The organism is Mesorhizobium comanense, assembly GCF_005503535.1.
GTDB classification, from domain to species: Bacteria; Pseudomonadota; Alphaproteobacteria; order Rhizobiales; family Rhizobiaceae; genus Mesorhizobium; species Mesorhizobium comanense.
In genome coordinates, this window is sequence record NZ_SCNN01000019.1 from 80,040 (window position 1) to 97,549 (window position 17,510).

Annotated in this window: 18 protein-coding genes; 13 read left to right on the forward strand and 5 right to left on the reverse strand. The window is 65.0% G+C overall.

Features of this window, described 5'->3' with window-relative positions; all coding sequences use genetic code 11:
• Window positions 1–40: 40 nt before the first annotated feature.
• Window positions 41–1,294, reverse strand: coding sequence for a cytochrome-c peroxidase (locus FFS37_RS26515; protein ID WP_137933924.1), 1,254 nt, complete (start codon window positions 1,292–1,294; stop codon window positions 41–43).
• A gap of 192 nt (window positions 1,295–1,486) precedes the next feature.
• Between FFS37_RS26515 and FFS37_RS26520 the strand changes: the two genes are divergently transcribed.
• Window positions 1,487–3,019, forward strand: a complete 1,533-nt coding sequence (locus tag FFS37_RS26520) for an acid phosphatase (protein WP_137933925.1) — start codon at window positions 1,487–1,489, stop codon at window positions 3,017–3,019.
• 240 nt (window positions 3,020–3,259) lie between these two features.
• Here the strand turns inward: FFS37_RS26520 and FFS37_RS26525 are convergent, their stop codons facing one another.
• Window positions 3,260–3,901 (reverse strand): DUF922 domain-containing Zn-dependent protease, encoded by a 642-nt coding sequence (locus FFS37_RS26525; protein ID WP_137933926.1) that lies wholly within the window; start codon window positions 3,899–3,901, stop codon window positions 3,260–3,262.
• Window positions 3,902–3,956: 55 nt separating this feature from the next.
• Here FFS37_RS26525 and FFS37_RS26530 point away from each other — a divergent pair, with 55 nt between their 5' ends.
• Window positions 3,957–4,448 (forward strand): hypothetical protein, encoded by a 492-nt coding sequence (locus FFS37_RS26530; protein WP_232375776.1) that lies wholly within the window; start codon window positions 3,957–3,959, stop codon window positions 4,446–4,448.
• Window positions 4,449–4,686: 238 nt separating this feature from the next.
• Here the strand turns inward: FFS37_RS26530 and pdxR are convergent, their stop codons facing one another.
• Window positions 4,687–6,129 (reverse strand): MocR-like pyridoxine biosynthesis transcription factor PdxR, encoded by a 1,443-nt coding sequence (gene pdxR, locus FFS37_RS26540; RefSeq protein ID WP_137933978.1) that lies wholly within the window; start codon window positions 6,127–6,129, stop codon window positions 4,687–4,689.
• Between the two features lie 29 nt (window positions 6,130–6,158).
• Between pdxR and FFS37_RS26545 the strand changes: the two genes are divergently transcribed.
• The 3 genes from FFS37_RS26545 (at window position 6,159) to FFS37_RS26555 (ending at window position 8,208) form a co-directional block, all read left to right on the forward strand.
• Window positions 6,159–6,887: a pyridoxamine 5'-phosphate oxidase family protein gene (locus FFS37_RS26545; protein WP_171026432.1), complete on the forward strand. Its 729-nt coding sequence runs from the start codon at window positions 6,159–6,161 to the stop codon at window positions 6,885–6,887.
• 114 nt (window positions 6,888–7,001) lie between these two features.
• Window positions 7,002–7,547 carry an NADAR family protein gene (locus FFS37_RS26550; protein WP_137933928.1) on the forward strand — a complete coding sequence of 182 codons (546 nt, stop codon included), beginning with the start codon at window positions 7,002–7,004 and terminating at the stop codon, window positions 7,545–7,547.
• 208 nt (window positions 7,548–7,755) lie between these two features.
• The gene (locus FFS37_RS26555) at window positions 7,756–8,208 is read left to right on the forward strand and encodes a GNAT family N-acetyltransferase (protein ID WP_137933979.1); all 453 of its coding nucleotides are present in this window, start codon (window positions 7,756–7,758) and stop codon (window positions 8,206–8,208) included.
• A gap of 15 nt (window positions 8,209–8,223) precedes the next feature.
• Here the strand turns inward: FFS37_RS26555 and FFS37_RS26560 are convergent, their stop codons facing one another.
• Complete coding sequence (locus tag FFS37_RS26560) at window positions 8,224–8,868, reverse strand: hypothetical protein (protein ID WP_137933929.1); 645 nt, start codon at window positions 8,866–8,868, stop codon at window positions 8,224–8,226.
• A gap of 219 nt (window positions 8,869–9,087) precedes the next feature.
• Here FFS37_RS26560 and FFS37_RS26565 point away from each other — a divergent pair, with 219 nt between their 5' ends.
• Entirely contained in the window at window positions 9,088–10,257 is a 1,170-nt protein-coding gene (locus FFS37_RS26565) for an aminotransferase-like domain-containing protein (RefSeq protein ID WP_171026436.1), read from the forward strand.
• Window positions 10,258–10,276: 19 nt separating this feature from the next.
• On the opposite strand, the gene FFS37_RS26570 is transcribed toward FFS37_RS26565, so the two are convergent.
• Window positions 10,277–11,203, reverse strand: coding sequence for a protein-L-isoaspartate O-methyltransferase family protein (locus FFS37_RS26570; RefSeq protein WP_232375777.1), 927 nt, complete (start codon window positions 11,201–11,203; stop codon window positions 10,277–10,279).
• A 350-nt stretch (window positions 11,204–11,553) separates the two neighbouring features.
• On the opposite strand from FFS37_RS26570, the gene FFS37_RS26575 reads away from it, so the two are divergent.
• The 7 genes from FFS37_RS26575 (at window position 11,554) to FFS37_RS26605 (ending at window position 17,426) form a co-directional block, all read left to right on the forward strand.
• On the forward strand, window positions 11,554–12,513 hold the full coding sequence (locus tag FFS37_RS26575) for an AraC family transcriptional regulator (RefSeq protein WP_137933931.1): 960 nt from the start codon (window positions 11,554–11,556) through the stop codon (window positions 12,511–12,513).
• A 185-nt stretch (window positions 12,514–12,698) separates the two neighbouring features.
• Window positions 12,699–13,421 (forward strand): outer membrane protein, encoded by a 723-nt coding sequence (locus tag FFS37_RS26580; RefSeq protein ID WP_137933932.1) that lies wholly within the window; start codon window positions 12,699–12,701, stop codon window positions 13,419–13,421.
• 218 nt (window positions 13,422–13,639) lie between these two features.
• Window positions 13,640–14,464: a hypothetical protein gene (locus FFS37_RS26585; RefSeq protein WP_137933933.1), complete on the forward strand. Its 825-nt coding sequence runs from the start codon at window positions 13,640–13,642 to the stop codon at window positions 14,462–14,464.
• Window positions 14,465–14,631: 167 nt separating this feature from the next.
• On the forward strand, window positions 14,632–15,060 hold the full coding sequence (locus FFS37_RS26590; RefSeq protein ID WP_137933934.1) for a VOC family protein: 429 nt from the start codon (window positions 14,632–14,634) through the stop codon (window positions 15,058–15,060).
• Between the two features lie 59 nt (window positions 15,061–15,119).
• Window positions 15,120–15,743 (forward strand): C39 family peptidase, encoded by a 624-nt coding sequence (locus FFS37_RS26595; protein ID WP_137933935.1) that lies wholly within the window; start codon window positions 15,120–15,122, stop codon window positions 15,741–15,743.
• 15 nt (window positions 15,744–15,758) lie between these two features.
• Window positions 15,759–16,838 (forward strand): D-alanine--D-alanine ligase family protein, encoded by a 1,080-nt coding sequence (locus FFS37_RS26600; RefSeq protein WP_137933936.1) that lies wholly within the window; start codon window positions 15,759–15,761, stop codon window positions 16,836–16,838.
• Window positions 16,839–17,084: 246 nt separating this feature from the next.
• On the forward strand, window positions 17,085–17,426 hold the full coding sequence (locus tag FFS37_RS26605; RefSeq protein WP_171026434.1) for a helix-turn-helix transcriptional regulator: 342 nt from the start codon (window positions 17,085–17,087) through the stop codon (window positions 17,424–17,426).
• Window positions 17,427–17,510 lie beyond the last annotated feature (84 nt).

The window sequence follows — 17,510 nt, forward strand, 5'->3', positions numbered from 1 at the left end:
GCCGATCCACCTTCTCCCACAAGGGGAGAAGGGAAGAGCGTCACCGCTGGTCAGCATCCGTCAACGTTTGCAGGAAAGCCACGATGTCGTCGATCTCGGCATCGTTCAGCGCCGCCTTGCCGCCGGGCTTCTTGCCATCGAAAGGCGGATCCTGATTCAGGTTTGCCCAGTAAGCCTTTGGCAGGTCGTCGAATTTGTCGATCGTGCCGTCGGCGTTTTTCGGATACCAGCGACCCGGGTCGGTGTCGCGGCTGGCGTAGAAGGCCACCGCATCGCGCAGCGTGTGGAACTCGCCATTGTGGAAGAAGCTCTTGCGCAGCGCCACGTTGCGTAGCGTCGGGGTCTTGAACAGGCCGCAATATTTGGTGCGGCCCTTGAAGTCGGTGCGCAGCGGGCCGCACAGGCCGAGGTCGAAATAGGCCGGATCGGCATTGGCGGGAATCGCCGCATTGCGCGGCACGGCGATGGCGATCAGGCCGAAATCGGTGAATTGCGGCGGCTCGCCGTCATTGGCGGGTTCGCTGAGATGGCAGCTGGCACAATTGCCTTTCGTCTCGTCTTCGAACAGCGCGCGGCCATGCAGTTCCTGAGCGGTGAGGGTTGCCTTGCCGGCCAGGTATGTATCGTAGCGGCTCGAATAGGGGTAGAAGTCTGCCGCGCTTTGCTCGAACGTGCCGAGCGCCTCGGCGGCGGCATCCAGCGCATCGTCGGGATGATCGAAGACATCGTCGCCGAAGGTGGCCTTGAAGTCGTCGGCATAGGCCGAGCGCCGCAGGCCGGCGGTAACGGCGGCGGCATCCTTGTTGGCCATCTCGAAGGGCGAGAGCAGGGGGATCTTGGCCTGGTCCTTGCCATGGTCGGCCCGGCCGTCCCAGGTCAGGCCGCCGGTCGGGCCGTTGTCGACGCTCTCGTCGCCTTCATCCTCGGAATCGTAGAAGTGCTCGGTGAAGGCGGGTGCTGCCTGAAGATAGCGCAGCGACGGCACGGCGCGCACGCCCGGCTGATCCAGGTTCGGCCCGCCCATTTCGACCGGAGACGCCGAGGCCGGGCCGAAGGCGTGGTGCGGATCATGGCAGGACGAGCAGGCCTGCTTACCGGAGGCCGACAGCGCCGGATCGAAGAACATTTTCCGCCCGAGCGCGGTCAGTGCCTCGGCGCGCGCGAAGGCTTGCGCGCGCGACAGCGGGCCTGGATTGACCCCGTCCGCTCCCGCCGTATTCGCCGGCGCGGCAAAGCCGGCTATCGAGATCGCGGCGATCGCGATCACCGGGTTTTTCCATCGTCTGGCTGTCATGGAACATGTTCCGCTTTGCTCCGCAAATAGGAATGCAGTGCAACGGATTGATGACCGGCCCGGGCGTTCACGAAACCGTGTTCGATCGGACTGCAGGTGTCACAAAGGTGACAAGGCATCGACGTTAGCTGCGCTGTATTGTTCGCAGCGCCATAGCCCTCCAGCCATCCTCCAGCCACGAGGCGTCTTCCCATGACCAGGTCCTTTCTCTCGCTTTGCCTCGCCTCGACGGCGCTGGCGTCGTTGGCCGGCACCGCTCACGCCGCGCCTGCCGGCTTCGACAAGATCGACACCGTCGTCGTCATCTACGCCGAGAACCGCAGCTTCGATAATCTCTATGGCGGCTTCCCCGGCGCCAACGGGCTGGCCAATGTCTCGGCCGATCAGGCGCGCCAGCTCGACCGCGACGGCAAGCCGCTGACCGAATTGCCGCCGGCCTGGGGTGGGCTGACCGGAAAGGGCGTCACCCCGGTGGTGACAGAGGCGCAGACCGCGCATCTGGCCAACGCAGCCTTTGCCATAGACGATCCCAAGGGGTTCAACGAAGGCACCAACGTCATTACCCATGATCTGTGGCACCGCTTCTACCAGGAGCAGATGCAGATCGATGGCGGCAAGAACGACAAGTTCGTCGCCTGGGCCGATTCCGGCGGGCTGGTGATGGGCCATTATGACGGCTCCGGCCTGCCGATGTGGGCGGTGGCGAAGAAATACGTGCTGGCCGACAATTTCTTCCAGGGCGCCTTCGGCGGTTCCTTCCTGAACCATTTTCAGCTCGCCTGCGCCTGCACGCCTTTCTATCCGCATGCAGACACCAGCCCGATCAAGGGCCAGATCGCGGCGGTCGAGGCCGATGGCACGAGCTTGAAGGTCGCGGACAATTCGCCGGCCTCGGCGCTGGGCGGCGTGCCGAAATTCGTCAATGACGGCGCCATCACGCCCGATTTCTACGCCGTCAACACCATGCAGCCGCCTTACCAGCCAAGCGCCAACAAGCCGGCCGCGGACGGCGACAAGGCGCTGGCCGATCCGGCCGCGCCGACAACGCTGCCGCCGCAGCACGATGTCACCATCGGCGACCTGCTGTCGCTGAGAGGGGTTAGCTGGGCCTGGTATGGCGGCGCCTGGCAGGCGACGCTGGACGGCAAGAACGCGACGCCGGTGCCGAACTTCCAGTTCCACCACCAGCCGTTCAACTACTTCGCCGCCTATGCGCCCGGCACCGCCGCGCGGGCCGAGCACCTTAGGGATGGCGGCCTCGACGGGGCCGAGTTCATCAAGGCGATCGACGACGGCAAGCTGCCGCAGGTCGCCTTCTACAAGCCGCAGGGCAACCTCAACGAGCACTCGGGCTATGCCGACGTGACGTCGGGCGACCAGCATTTGGCCGACCTCGTTTCGCATCTGGAGAAGAGCCCGCAATGGGGCCACATGCTGGTCGTCGTCACCTATGACGAGAATGGCGGTTTCTGGGATCACGTAGCGCCGCCCAGGGCCGACCGCTGGGGGCCGGGCAACCGCATCCCGGCCTTCATCATCTCACCCTATGCGAAGATGGGCACGGTCGACCACACGCAATACGACACGACCTCGATCCTGCGCTTCATCACCGCCCGCTACGACCTGCCGGTGCTTGCCGGCATCGTCGCCCGCGACAAGGCGCTGGCCGCCAATGGCGAGCCGCCGATGGGGGATCTGAGCGCGGCGCTCGATTTGACGCGCTGACGCTCTTGCCGCCGGGTGGCTGCGCGGCAGCGATAGCGCTCTACGGCGCCCCCCTCTGTCCTGCCGGACATCTCCCCCACATGGGGGGAGATCGGGCAGCTTGGGCGCCCCACTCGCTCCTGCGACATCAACAATTGGCGAAATGGTCGATGACAGCCAATCTCCCCCCTCGTGGGGGAGATGTCCGGCAGGACAGAGGGGGGCGCGAAGGAATGCGACGCTCAGTGCCTCAGCGAGCCCTCAGCCGCCGTTTACCAGGGCAAGGATAAGCTTCTGCAAATTGCCGCCCTTGCCGAGTTCGACGCGGTCGAAGTCGCGGCTTGCCTGGCGTTGCGCCTGCGAGAGTTCGGACAGGCGTTTGGTCATCTCGGTGCGGATCTTGCTGCATTTCGGGTCGTCGGCCACGGTGAGACCGACGGTCGCCGCCTCGATCTTGCGCACCATGTCGACGATGGTGGCGCCATGCACCTTCTCATGGGCGCTGACGCCGGCGAGGAAAACCTCCCAGTTCTTCTGGATCGCCGGAGGCAGCGGCGCGGACGGGCTTGGCAAGGTGTAGGTGATGATGAGCTTCGGCCTGGCCGAGACCAGCACACACGCTCCGGCGCGGGCCTGATAGTCCCTGGTCCAGGTCAGCTTGAAATTGGTGTGGGCGATGGCGCGCGCGACGCCGACATTCGGTCCATTCTCACCGATCGAGCGATAGAGTTCCGGTCCGGACTGGCCTGAGATGGCGTAGGTCTCGACCTTCTCGACCGGCTTCCACTGCGCATGGGCGGCGAGCGGCGAGACCAGCAGTGCGGCTGCCGAGACACAAAGACGAAGACCGATACTCAACACCGCTCTCTCCAAAGCGCGGCCCTGCCGCACAGGCAATGCCATTGAACGGCTTTTCCTATATGCTGGCGGCCGGTGCTGCAAATTTCGGGGGGAAGTCATGGGAAGATATTTCTTTGCCGCTGGTGTCCTGGCGATCATGCTCGGCGTGCAATCGGCGCATGCCGCTTCATGCGGCAGCTGGAGCGCCAAGATGGAGGAGGACGAGGGCGGCAGCGTGCTGACGGCTTCCGTCTGCGGCGGAGCGAAGGGCGATGCGCATCTGATGCTGACCTGCTTCGACAAGCCGGTGCTGAGCTATGATCTCGGCGAAAGCGGTCCGGAGCTGCAGCCCGGTGTCAGCGACTTCGACTTCAAGGCCGACGGCAAGACGGTGACGAAGACGCTCCAGCTCGAAGAAATGTACAATTATCTCGTGGCCGATCTGGAGAAGGACGACCCGCTGCTCGACCTTCTGCGCGGCAAGGGCGATGTGACGGTCGGCTCGGCCAAATACGGCGCCAACAGTTTTCCGCTGAAGGGCTCGAGCGGGGCGATCGGCAAGGTTCTGGCGCAATGCGGCAAGGCGAAGCCGGCGGCCGATGGGGATTGAGGGGGCAGTCTCCGCATTCGATGTTGGCGGGACAGCACCCCCCTCTGTCCTGCCGGACATCTCCCCCGCAAGGGGGGAGATCGGATGCAGCATCGTCTTTCGCCAATTTCCAACGTCGGAAGGTCGGCGGAACATCAACGCTGCCAATCTCCCCCCTTGCGGGGGAGATGGCCGGCAGGCCAGAGAGGGGTGCGACGGATCGCTGCGGAACTGATTTCTATTCCATGCCGCCTGCAGTCTATCGCATCACCCGGCCCAGCCGCACGGTCGCCGCCCACAACTCCTCATCCGAGAATCCTGAGAAGCCCAGCACCAGCCCGTGCTTCGGCGGTCCGGCTATGTACATGCCCGACAGCGAGCGGGCGCCGACGCCGACGGCCTTCGCCGCTTCCACGATTTCCGTGTCCACGCCGCCGCTCTTCAGCGTCGCCACGAGATGCAGACCTTGCTCGGGCACGGTGGCGTCGAGGGCGTCGCCGCAATTGGCGCGCAGGCCGGCGATGAGCGCGTCGCGCGCGGCTTGCACGCGGCGGCGCACGCGCCTGAGATGCGCGGCGAAGTGGCCTTCGGTGAGGAGGTCGGTCAAGGCGCCCTCGGCCAGCGTCGAGGGGTAGCGGTCGGCGCGCGCCCGGACCGCCATGACGGCATCGAGCAGCGGTTCAGGCACCACGGCATAGCCGATGCGCAGGCCGGGAAAGAGCACTTTGGAAAAGGTGCCGAGATAGGCGACGCGGTTCGCGCCATCCATGCCTTGCAGCGATGTCAGCGGCGGGCCGGCGTAACGGAACTCGCTGTCGTAATCGTCCTCGATGATCCAGGCATCGTTGCGCCGCGCCCAGTCGAGCAGGGCAAGGCGGCGGCGCATCGTCATGGTGACGCCCGAGGGATACTGGTGCGAGGGCGTGACATAGGCGGCGCGCGCATGCGGGCACAGGCGCTCGCCGACAAGGGGATCGAGCCCCTCGGCGTCGACCGGCACGGCGGCGATGCTGGCGCCGCCGCCGGCCAGCGCGGCATGCGCCATCGTATAGCAGGGATTTTCCAGCCACACGGCGTCGCCGGGGCGAAGCGCGGCGCGCACCAGCAGGTCCAGTCCCTGCTGCGTGCCCGAGGTCAGCACGATCTGGCCGGCATCGCAGCGCACGCCGCGCGCCGTCCTCAGATAGGCCGCGATCGCCTCGCGCAACGCAAGCCCGCCGCGCGGATCGCCGTAGCGGAAATGCTCCGGCCCGGGGCGGGCGAGGTGACGCGACAGGAGGATGCGGAACAGGTCGAGCGTGCGCGGATCCGATACCGCGACGCCAAGGCCGCAGGGCAGGGCGGCGGCGATGTCGATCTCGGGCGGGCGGGGCTTGGCCAATGTGGTCGGCAGGAACGGCACGTCGAGCGCGACGAAGGTGCCGGCGCCGACCCTGGCCACAGCGAACCCCTCCGAGATCAGCATTTCGAAACAGGCGACCGCCGCCGAGCGTGACAGGCCGAAGCGCCGGGCAAGGTCGCGGGTGGTCGGCAGCTTGGCGCCGGCGGCCAGCGCGCCGGTCTCGATCAGCCGGCGGAGCGCCGCGTAGAGCTCGCGGCTGCGCGGGCCGTCGCCCGGCAGCACGGGGATGAGTGCCGACCAATCGGGTTGATTGGTCTGATTTTTCTCACCCTGATTGGTTCTTTTCTCGACCAATGTCATTGCATAGGGTTGGCGCATAACAGCCAAGGATGCAAGCCGTGAACGACGTCGCCGCCAGCTTTCCCACCACCAGCCGCAACCGCGTCAAGCGCGTGCACGAACGCGGCAGCTATGACCACGCGGCCGTGTTCGCGGTGCTGGATGCCGGCATGCTGTGCCATGTCGCCTATACATTCGAGGGCCAGCCCTATTGCACGCCGACCATCCACTGGCGCGAGGGCGACTTCCTCTACTGGCACGGCTCGTCCGCCAGCCGCATGCTGCGCCAGCTGCGCGGCGGCACGCCGGCCTGCCTGACGGTCTCGCATCTCGACGGGCTGGTGCTGGCGCGCTCGGGTTTCAACCACTCGGTCGACTACCGTTCGGCAATGTGCTTCGGCACGGCACGCATCGTCGAGGACCCCGCGGAAAAGCTGAAGGCGCTGGCCGGCATCGTCGACCGCTTCTATCCCGGTCGCAGCGAGACCTTGCGGCCGATCTCGGCGCAGGAAGCCAAGGCCACGACGGTGATCGGCATGCGCATCGAGGAGGCCTCGGCCAAGGTGCGGGCCAAGGGCGTCGGCGACGACGAGGAAGATTACACGCATCCGGTGTGGGCCGGCGTCATCCCGGTGCGCATGGTGATCGGCGCGGCCGAGCCATGCCCGAGGCTGATGCCCGGCATCGAGCGGCCGGTCAATCTGGATGGTTATGCCGAAGGCGAGAGGCTGGACCGGGCGCTGACGCGGGCGCAGCGGGTTTATGAGGGCGGGGTGTAATCAGCGCTTCTTCCTTCTCCCACAAGGGAGGAAGGAAGAGCGCGCCCTTGCCGATGCCAGCACAGCATGGATGGGTATTGACAAGCTGTATTCCCGCTCTGTTCTGTCGCGTCCATGATCTATGATCGTTCGACACTCGAAGACGCCTTCCGGGCAAAGTCCCGGCTTAGGTTCCTGTTCTTCTGGGGGCATCAGCCCTCCAAGGACGGCAGCATTACCGCATCCTGCTTCAGCCAATGGTGGCCTGCCCAGTTCACTGTGGCTGGTCGGCGCTATCCGACAGCAGAACATTGGATGATGGCCGAGAAGGCTCGGCTTTTCGGTGATGCTGACACGGCGGCGCAGATTCTGCAGGCGGGAAGCCCCAAGCAGGCAAAGCAGTTCGGCCGGCAAGTGCGCGGTTTCGACGAGGCCAGATGGGACGCCGAGAAGCGGCGCATCGTTGGCGAGGGGAGTTTTGAGAAATTCCGGCAAAATGCGCTGTTGCGGGACTATCTGCTGTCGACCGGCGAGCAGATCCTGGTCGAGGCGAGCCCCATGGACCGGGTGTGGGGCATTGGCCTCGCTGCCGACGACAAGAAAGCGGCAAATCCGCTTTTGTGGCGCGGCGACAACCTGCTGGGATTTGCGCTGATGCAGGCACGCGACCGGCTGCGTTGAGGCGGGCGTCTTGCCTTCTCCCCTTGTGGGAGAAGGTGGCCTCGCGAAGCGAGGTCGGATGAGGGGTGCTCCAGTCTGGCGCCAACGCCTCACTCCGCTGGAGCCCCCTTCATCCGTCTCGGCGCTGAGCGCCGATCCACCTTCCCCACAAGAAGGGAAGGAAGAGCGCTCCCTTGCCGATGCCAGCGCCTCGCGCTATCCCGGCGCCATGATCACCTTCCGCAAGGCTGTTGCCGCTGATCTGCCCGCCATCGTCGCCATGCTGGCCGACGATCCGCTGGGCGCTTCCCGCGAGGACGCTTCCTTGCCGTTGGCGCAAGGCTATCTCGATGCCTTTGCCGCCATCAGCGCCGATCCCAACCAGTTGCTTGCCGTGGCCGTTGACGGCGCCGAGGTGGTCGGCACATTGCAGATCACCTTCCTCGCCGGGCTTTCGCGCAAAGGCGCCTTGCGCGGGCAGATCGAGGCGGTGCGGGTTGCCGCCGGCAGGCGCTCCGGCGGGATCGGGCGGAAAATGTTCGAATGGGCGATCGAGCAATGCCGGGCACGCGGCTGTGTCCTGGTCCAGCTCACCACCGACAAGGGACGGGCGGACGCGCACCGCTTTTATGACAGCCTCGGCTTCACCGGCAGCCATATCGGTTACAAGAAGGCACTTTAGACCTCGTGCTGAAAGTTACCGTGGTCGTTCGGCGTCTTCCTCGTTGTACAGACTGAACACGTTGCCCTTGCCATACTCTTCCTCCAATTGCCTTTTCGCCTCATCGAGGTTCTCGGCAAGGATGCTGACGCGCTCTCCCGGTTTGTCGGGATCTACCGTCCGTATGATCGCCTTGTATACTTTCACCCATCTCGGCCCCGGTGCTTCCAGGCAAGCCATCTGATGCCGCACGTCTATATGCCTCACTTCGGCAAAGCCCGACGCGGTGAACTGAATTGCGGCCGCGGCCGATGCCAATTCCGCCGGCAAGGCTCCAAGATTGGTAGGTGTCTCCGGCGTCGCAACAAGCTGATATGATCCAAACTTCGCGTCAGCCACTCTGTACTTGAACGTCCAATCGAAGACATGGAAACCACGGCCGGCCAATTCCAGGTAACTATCTGGACGCGGTACCGTGCCAAGAAGGTGCACTTTTGAAACTGTCGGCAGCTCCACGAGCTTCGCTTCGATGCCCGGGATGTCCATCAGGTCACTGCGAAAGGCGTCGATGGGAATGGGGCCTTCGCCAGCTGTGATGAACGCAGCCACCTGACCGGTGGAGTCGGCTGCGATCCATACGCAATCGATCTGCGAAGGGTATCGTCTGCTGCCTGTAGTCATTGGGATTATCCGACTGGAAGTGATTGGCCCAGTATATAACAGTAGCGGATTTTATTCGGTCGCAGCTTTCTGCAGGGCTGGCGCATCGGCGAAATCTTTCAGGCTCTATTCAATTTGCCGGCAAGAGCGGATATAGGTCAGCTAGGTTGACCTATATAAAATCGTCGCGGGAGGCGTGACTTGACCCTTTTGAACCTCTTGGCTTCGCGCTCCTCGCGAATGAAAGCCTCCGAAATCCGCGAGCTCCTGAAGCTGCTCGACCAGCCCGACATCATTTCGTTCGCCGGCGGCATTCCCGATCCGTCGCTGTTTCCAGCCGACGCCATCCGCGATGCCTATGCCGATGTGCTCGGCGGCTCCGAAGCCGGTGCGGCACTGCAGTACCAGGTCTCGGAAGGCTATCTGCCGCTACGCCGCTGGATCGCCGGCCAGATGGGCAAGCTCGGCGTCGCCTGCGACGAGGGCAACATCTTCATCACCTCGGGATCGCAGCAGGCGCTGGATTATCTGGGCAAACTGTTCCTGTCGCCGGGCGATACCGCGCTGGTGACGTGGCCGACCTATCTCGGCGCGCTGCAGGCCTTCAATGCCTACGAGCCGCGCTACGACCGGCTGCGGCCCGAGGGCGGCAACATGACGCCGGTGGCCTACCATGCTGCCGCCGCCGCAAATGGCGGCAAGGTCAAGTTCGCCTATCTGGTGCCCGACTTCGCCAACCCGACCGGCAACACGCTGGACGAGAAGCAGCGTGAAGCGGTGCTCGACCTTGCCGGCGAACTCGACATCGCCGTCATCGAGGACGCTGCCTACAGGGCGCTGCGCTATGACGGGGAGGGCGTGCCGCCGATCCTGGCGCTGGATTGCGCCCGCTCGGGCGGTATCGACAAGGCGCGCACGCTCTATTGCGGATCGTTCTCGAAAATCCTGTCGCCGGGCATGCGCGTCGGCTGGGTCTGCGCGCCGCGCCATGTGGTGGAAAAGCTGGTGCTGATGAAGCAGGCCTCCGACCTGCACAGCCCGTCGATCAACCAGATGGTCATGCACCGCGTCGCCGAATCCGTGTTCGACGGCCAGGTGGAAAAGCTCATCGGCGCCTATCGCGAGCGCCGCGACGGCCTGCTTGGCGCGCTCGAGGCGCACATGCCGGCAGGCATCACCTGGAGCCGTCCGGAAGGCGGCATGTTCGTCTGGGTGACGCTGCCGGAAGGCAGCGACGCCACCGAACTGCTGGCGCGGTCGGTGAAGGAGGCGCGCGTCGCCTTCGTGCCGGGCAATGCCTTCTACGCCGACGGCACCGGGCGCAACACGCTGCGGCTGTCGTTCACGCTGGCCGACCGGCGCGCCGTGACCGAGGGCATTCCGCGGCTGGCGGCGCTGCTCAAGGGATAATCCCGCCGCCCCAAGCGGTTCAGGGGCCGCTATGCGTGCCTTTGATCGTGTTGCCCTCCAGCTTGGTGAACGGCACGAAGGACAGCGTGCCGCCATTGTAGATGTCAGCGCGGGTAACCTGGAACGTGCCGTCGGCTTCCTGGTGCTTGGTGACCTTCAGCACATGCTGGGCACCGGGCGGGCCGACCGGAATGACCATCATGCCGTTCGGTTTCAGCTGCTGGAGCAGCGGCGGCGGGATGTGGTCGATGCCGCAGGTGACGATGACCTTGTCGAACGGCGCTTCCTCCTGCCAGCCATAATAGCCGTCGGCATTGCGGGTGGTGATGGCCTTGTATTCGGAATAGCCCCTGGCGATCAGCGCGTCGTAGAGCGCGCGGGTCCTTGCCGCCAGCGGCTTGATGATCTCGATGGAGAACACCTTGCCGGTGAGGTTGGCGAGATAGGCCGACTGGTAGCCGGAGCCGGTGCCGATCTCCAGCACCTTGTCGCCGGGTTTTATCTCCAGCGAATTGGTCATGCGCGCGACGCTGTGCGGGCCGGTGATGGTGACGCCATAGCCGATGTCGAGATAGTGCCACTCATAGGCGCGGCCGAGATTGGCCTTGGTGACGAACTCCTCGCGCGGCGTCATCAGATAGGCGCGCTTGTCGCGATCGTCCCAGACATCCTTGTGGGCGATCAGGGCCTGGAAACGGTCCCAGCGCTGGCCGAGGAAACCGGCATCCTCGCCGCGGTTCTTCTTCATCCAGTCGATGAAGGCGGCGCGGCTGTCCATTGGCGGCATGGCGCCGGGATCATAGGGGACAGGCACGTCGGCCATGGCGGCCGGCGGGCGCGCCAGCAGCGCGCCGGCGGCGGCGAGCAGGAATTGGCGGCGGGGCAGGTCGAGGCGCGGATGGTCCGCGTCCGCTCCGACCTCGATGCGCATCTGGCGATCCTTCATGGCAGGATACTCCCGCGGCTGACAGGTCCGGCGAAGCATCGCTCGCGAGCAGCGGTTTGACAACCGGCTCGGCCCATACATTTCGGTAAGATCGGCGAAGGCCGCGAGGCCGGGCTTGAAACGCTGGAGTGTTCAAAGTCCGGACAGGTCCAAGCGGCGGCGCTGATTCCCGCCTGCTGTATTTTCCCGAGTACTTCGCAATTCCGATGTCGATCCGGCGAATCTAGACTGAATTATTGGTCCCGGCGGCAATGAAATTGTCCTGTAAGGCATAAATGTCGACAGCTCTGGACAAGACGCAAGCAAGTTCCATACGGTGCGTTTCTTGGAGCAGGCGGGGGCGGCTACTCTTGAAGAAGAACGTCTTCTCATCGGTCGATCTGCCGGGGCATCTCGACGACGGCGCGCGGTTCTCGCTCTGGCAGGATATCCATGTCGCCGAGATCTGGTCGGTCGAATATGCGATTTCCCGCAAACTGCCGTTCGCGGCGGCCATCGAGGCCACGGCGATCGGGCCGCTGGTGCTCGGCCAGATGGCCGGAACGATCCAGCATGCCAGCCGCAAGGCGCGCAACATCGCCGATGACGGCCGCGACGGCTATCTGCTGTTGATCAACAATGGCGACACCAGGCTGAGCGGTGCCCAGGCCGGCCGCGACTACAGCGTCGGCAGGGGCGAGGCCGCGCTGGTTTCGGCCTCGGAAGCGCTGGAAATGAGCGGCGGCGACAGCAATATTTGGGCCAACATCGTGGTGCCGCGCGACATCCTGGAGAGCGCCTTCGCGCATGTCGAGGACCGGCTGGCGCTGACCATTGCCGCCGACAATGAGGCGCTCGGCATGCTCAGGCGCTACTGCAACTTCCTGGAGGCGGGGCCGGCCCTGGTCTCGCCGGACCTTGTCGCCCATGCCACGCAAACCATCGTCGACCTGATCGGCCTGGTGACCGGCGCCAAGGGCGAGCCGGCCGAGCTTGCCGGCCTGCGCGGCCTGCGGGCGGCAAGGCTGCAGGCCATACTCGACAAGATGCGCGATAATTTCGCCGATCCCGCGATATCGGCCCAGCAGGTCGCCCACCAGTTGCGGCTCTCGGTGCGCTATGTCCATGACATCCTTCAGGAAAGCGGGGCGAGCTTTGCCGAGCGCATCCTGGAATTGCGCCTGCAAAGGGCGCTGCGCATGCTTTGCGACAGGCGCAACGACCGCATGCGTGTCAGCGAGATCGCGCTGCTGAGCGGCTTCTCCGACATCTCCTACTTCAACCGCTGTTTCCGTCGCCGCTTCGGCTCGACGCCGAGCGGCGCCAGGTAGCGCATCCGGGCTGTCCGCCGGCTGGCGCAAAGGCCACACCGGGCGGGAAAGCGCGATGGCGCGCGCGTGGACAAGTCCGGTGCGGTCCAGCCCAAGACGTGGCGCGACGAACAATGCGAGACCGCGAAGTATCGCCGCGGAGCCTGTTCGCGGCGGCCAACATTTCGGGGATCGCGGACAAGCACATGAAAACAGCTCTTCTCGCCACAGCCTTCATATTCCTGTCTGCCGGCATGGCTTCAGCAGCCGACGCCGGCGCAACCTTGCCGGTGGCCGCCGCATACGACTGGTCCGGCGCCTATATCGGCACGCAGGCCGGGTACGGATGGGGTGACGCACGGGTTGGCCAGACTTTCCTGCCGGACAGTTTTGGTGGCTATGGCTGGGATTACGGCAGCCTGTCGGGCGGCTTCGGCGGCCTTTACGCGGGCTATATGAAGCAGTTCGGCAGCGGCGTGGTTGTCGGCGTCGAAGGCGATTACAGCTTCGCGAACTTCAAGGACACGACGCTCTATCAGGCGCTGGGTGTCGATGATCCGGCCTTCGGCGGCTTGCTCGAACTGAGTGCCGTCGGATCCGTTCGCCTGAGGGCGGGCTACGCGATGGACCGGTGGCTGCCCTTCGTGACGGGTGGCCTGGCGCTGGCGAAATACAGGCATACGACCGTCGATCTTCCAAGCGGAGACGCCTATGCCGAGGCTGCGGACACCGTCACCGGCTATACGCTGGGCGGCGGCGCCGAATATGCCGTCACCGACAATTGGGTGGTCCGGGGCGAATACCGCTTCGCCGATTTCGGCCGCCACACTTCGATACGGCACTCGACCTTCGATGGAAGCGAGGTCAAGCCCGACGCGATCGAGCTGAAGACGCACGATATCCGGTTCGGCATCGCCTACAAATTCTGAGACGGCCCTTGCTGCCGGCCTCAGTTCGCACTGGTGCCGAAAGGCGACACCGGCGCTGCAAGCGCGGCGGCGCATTCCAGGACAATTCGGATGCGGTCCTGCCCAAGACGCGGAGGGCGGACAATGCAACACCGGGCGGGTCGGCCGTGGTGGCGGCCGATCTGACGGTCATCTTTCGCCGGACGCGGGGTCCGGGACGCATTTTTCAGGGGCTCTCAATGCATCGCTTTACGCTCGCCGCGGCATCGCTTGTCGTCACGACATCGGCTTTCGCCGCGGACGCCTTGCCGCCGCTGGCCGGGGAGGCGGCGGGGGCGCCGCATGTATCCGGTTACGGCGAAGCCTATCTCGGCGGGGTCCGCTTTGTCGGCGACGACTACACGACCCGGGTCGGTGGGGGTGCGGCGCGCGTCAATATCGCCTTCGCGCAGCGCTGGAACCTGCAGGGCGACGTGAGCTACGACCGCATATGGGGCCACTACGACCCGCTGGACGCCACGCGCGGCGCGATCCACGGCTTCTATCGCGATCCCGACCGTTTTGCCGCCGGCATCTTCGGCGCCTACACGACCTTCGGCTTCGGCGACGGCGTAAACGTGTACAATCATGCGGTTGGCCCGGAAGCCCAGCTCTACCTCGGCAACCTGACCCTTTACGGCCAGGCCAGCGTCGGCCAACTCGCCGTGAACGATTTTCGCGGCGACCAATGGGGCGTGCGCGCCGTGGCGCGTTATTTCGTCCACCAGAACCTTCGCCTCGATGCGGAGTTCGCCTTCAACCGGACCGACTATAACGACGCCTATGAGGACTTGGTCGGCGCCGCCGTGCAGGCGATGTACCGGTTCGACGAAACACCGTGGGCGGTGTTCGGGCGCTACGAGTTCGAACGCAGGAAATTCGAAACGTCCACCGAGGACACCAGGGCCAACAAGTTCGTCATCGGCCTGCGCGCCAGCTTCGGAAGCAGCACACTGTTCGACGAAGACCGCAATGGCGCGACCATGGACACCTACCGGCCCGCCTCGGTAATCAGCACCAAGTGAGGCGGCGGTTCGTGCGGCTGAGGCTGTCCGGAAATGTGCCAGCCGTCGCCCAGGGCGGCTTGCCGGATATCTGGCGAAGCCGGACAGGGGATGTCAGCTGACATCGCCGCGCGCATTGACGATGCCCCCGCCGAACCTAGATTGGGCACCTTCGAGGAGGTGTCTTCATGGAAACCCAGGAACTGCATCGCGGCCGGCTCATCGACCACATCCATCTGGTGGTCGCGGATCTGGCCGCCAGCCGGCGTTTCTACGAGGCGGTGCTGCGTGTGCTCGATGTGCCGATCGGCGGCACGGCGGCGGATTATTTCTGGTGCGACGAGCTGTTCATCTCCAGTGCCGACAGCCGGGCAGCGCTGGGAAAACTGACTGGCCGCCATCATCTGGCGTTCCAGGCAAAGGACCGCGCCATGGTCGATGCCTTCCATGAGGCCGGGCTCGCCGCCGGCGGCAAGGACAATGGCGCGCCGGGCGAGCGGCCGTATCACCCCGGCTATTACGCCGCTTTCCTGCTCGATCCCGACGGCAACAACATCGAGGCCGTTTATCACGGGCCGGCCAACCGAAGCGCGGCTTCGGTCAAGATCACGTTCTGATCGGCTTTCCATTTCTCGTATCCTCGTATACGAGATTGTAAGCCGCCGTGAGGAATCGTATGCGCCCGTTGCCTGAAGCCGTGCCGTTTTTCAGCCAGTGGGAAACGCCCGATATGACCCTGGCCGTGCTCGCGGACGGGGCTGATATGGCGCTGAGGCGCGACCCCTTGTGGCGGGGATCGGGTGCGGCAACGCTGGACGAATACGCGGTCTGGGCCGCCAATATCTGCGGCATGGCCTGCCTGAAGATGATCCTGGCGACGCGTGGCGAGATCGTGCCGACGATCGAGCTGGCACGGCGATGCACCTCGTATGGCGGCTATGTCGTCAATGAAGCCGACCAGTCGATCAAGGGGCTGATCTACGCGCCCTTCGTCACCTTCGTGGAGGAAGCCTTCGGCCTGCGGGCGCAGGTGATGACAAGCGTGGCGACGGCGGACATTCCGTCGATCCTTGAACGGTCGCGCTTCTTCATCGCTTCGGTCAGCAGTTCGATCCGCTGGCCCGAGCGCGAGCCGCCATCGAAGGGCGGCCATCTCGTGCTGGTCACTGCGGCTTCGGACGAAGCTTTCCGCTTCCACAACCCTTCCGGCCATACCGCCGCCACACAGGCCAACGCAGTGTTGGCGCCTGCGGATTTCGACCGTTTCTTCGCCAATCGCGGCATTGCCGTCACCATTTGAGCTTGAGGGATTTTCATGAAGGACAGGATCAGGGTTGCCATCCTCTATGGCGGGCGTTCGGCCGAACATGACGTGTCGCGCCTCTCGGCCGCCAATGTGCTGAAGGCGATCGACCGGACGCGCTACGAGGTGGTGCCGATCGGCATTGCCAGGGACGGCAGATGGCTGCTGCAACCATCCTCCGACATCGCCGCCGACGGCGCGGGGGCGCCGCTGTCGCAGGATGGCGCCGAGGTCGCGCTGCTGCCTGGGGGCAGGGGCAGGCTCGTGGCCGTGCCGAACGGCGACACGCGCCTGGACCTTTCGCCGGTCGATGTCGTCTTTCCCGTGCTGCACGGGCCGTTCGGCGAGGACGGCTCGGTGCAGGGTTACGCTGAGGTTGCCGACGTCGCCTATGTCGGCTGCGGCATCCTGGCTTCGGCCGTCGCCATGGACAAGGATGCCGCCAAGCGGCTGATGCGCGATGCCGGGCTTGCCGTGGCGCGCTCCGTCACCGTGCACCGTAACGGCGTCGGCTCGTTCCAGGAGGTCGCCGGGACGCTCGGCCTGCCTTTCTTCGCCAAGCCGGCGCGCCAGGGCTCTTCCTTCGGGGTGAGCAAGGTCAATGACCGGGACGGGTTCGATCAGGCCGTCGAAACCGCGTTCGGCTATGACGGCAAGGTGCTGATCGAAGAGTTCGTCGACGGCCGCGAGATCGAATGCTCGGTGCTGGAGCGGGCCGACGGTTCGCTGACGGTCTCGCTGCCCGGCGAGATCATCCCGGCCGGCAAGCACGGTTTCTACACCTATGAGGCGAAGTATCTCGACGCCGACGGCGCCCTGGTGAAGGTGCCGGCCGATGTGCCGGCCGGTGTCGCCGACAGGGCGAAGGAGATGGCCGCGCAGGCTTTCCGGGCGCTCGGCTGCGAGGCCATGGCGCGCGTCGACTTCTTCCTGCGCGCCGATGGTTCGCTGCTGGTCAACGAGGTCAACACGCTGCCCGGCTTCACCGATATCTCGATGTACGCCAAGGCGCTGGCGGCGATCGGCATCGCCTACAGCGAGATCATCGACGCGCTGATCGAGCACGCGCTGGCCAGGCATGCGGCAGGCTGATCCCGTTCGGGAGCGCTCTTGATTTGTTCCCGTACGGTATCGTTTGTCCCTGATCTGATCCCGATCGGGATCAAAAATGGCTTGAGCGTTGCCGCGAACAATGTCATGCACCCGTTCAGGATCAATCATGCCGGGATCAAGATGATACAAGGCGATTTGTTCGGACCACCGGCCGCTCCGGCCAGCGAGCCTCCAGCCAACGCTCCGGAACGTGTCGGGGCGTCGCCGGCGCATCTGCCGCCGTTGATGGATGAAGCGGAACAGCCTGGCGAGCAGGCGGGAGGCGGGGACAGAGAGGCGATCGGTCGGCAATCGATCGACGATCAATGGCAAGATGCCCCGCCGGCAGATGACCAACAGGCTGGCAAACCGCAGCCGGGCGCGATCGGCTCGCCGGCGGATCTCGGCCGGCTGGTGCGCGCGGCCCGTAAACGCAGGGGTATCGCGCAACAGGTCTTCGCCGATGCCGCCGGGGTCGGAAGGCGCTTCCTGTCCGAACTGGAGAACGGCAAGCCGACACTCGAACTGGGCAAGGTGCTGACGGTCGCCAGCGCCGCCGGCATCGTGATCTTTGCCGGGGAGCGCTGACCGAAGGCCGGCCGATGCGACCTGGCATCATCTCCAAACAAAGCCTGCTCACGACAATGTGAGCGGCCGGCGCGCTCTGTTTGC

Coding starts and splice junctions, on each gene's coding strand:
- FFS37_RS26515 (WP_137933924.1), bottom strand. CDS start 1,294: ATGACAGCCAGACGATGGAAAAACCCGGTGATCGCGATCGCCGCGATC.
- FFS37_RS26520 (WP_137933925.1), top strand. CDS start 1,487: ATGACCAGGTCCTTTCTCTCGCTTTGCCTCGCCTCGACGGCGCTGGCG.
- FFS37_RS26525 (WP_137933926.1), bottom strand. CDS start 3,901: ATGGCATTGCCTGTGCGGCAGGGCCGCGCTTTGGAGAGAGCGGTGTTG.
- FFS37_RS26530 (WP_232375776.1), top strand. CDS start 3,957: ATGGGAAGATATTTCTTTGCCGCTGGTGTCCTGGCGATCATGCTCGGC.
- pdxR (WP_137933978.1), bottom strand. CDS start 6,129: ATGACATTGGTCGAGAAAAGAACCAATCAGGGTGAGAAAAATCAGACC.
- FFS37_RS26545 (WP_171026432.1), top strand. CDS start 6,159: ATGCAAGCCGTGAACGACGTCGCCGCCAGCTTTCCCACCACCAGCCGC.
- FFS37_RS26550 (WP_137933928.1), top strand. CDS start 7,002: ATGATCTATGATCGTTCGACACTCGAAGACGCCTTCCGGGCAAAGTCC.
- FFS37_RS26555 (WP_137933979.1), top strand. CDS start 7,756: ATGATCACCTTCCGCAAGGCTGTTGCCGCTGATCTGCCCGCCATCGTC.
- FFS37_RS26560 (WP_137933929.1), bottom strand. CDS start 8,868: ATGACTACAGGCAGCAGACGATACCCTTCGCAGATCGATTGCGTATGG.
- FFS37_RS26565 (WP_171026436.1), top strand. CDS start 9,088: ATGAAAGCCTCCGAAATCCGCGAGCTCCTGAAGCTGCTCGACCAGCCC.
- FFS37_RS26570 (WP_232375777.1), bottom strand. CDS start 11,203: ATGAAGGATCGCCAGATGCGCATCGAGGTCGGAGCGGACGCGGACCAT.
- FFS37_RS26580 (WP_137933932.1), top strand. CDS start 12,699: ATGAAAACAGCTCTTCTCGCCACAGCCTTCATATTCCTGTCTGCCGGC.
- FFS37_RS26585 (WP_137933933.1), top strand. CDS start 13,640: ATGCATCGCTTTACGCTCGCCGCGGCATCGCTTGTCGTCACGACATCG.
- FFS37_RS26590 (WP_137933934.1), top strand. CDS start 14,632: ATGGAAACCCAGGAACTGCATCGCGGCCGGCTCATCGACCACATCCAT.
- FFS37_RS26595 (WP_137933935.1), top strand. CDS start 15,120: ATGCGCCCGTTGCCTGAAGCCGTGCCGTTTTTCAGCCAGTGGGAAACG.
- FFS37_RS26600 (WP_137933936.1), top strand. CDS start 15,759: ATGAAGGACAGGATCAGGGTTGCCATCCTCTATGGCGGGCGTTCGGCC.
- FFS37_RS26605 (WP_171026434.1), top strand. CDS start 17,085: ATGGATGAAGCGGAACAGCCTGGCGAGCAGGCGGGAGGCGGGGACAGA.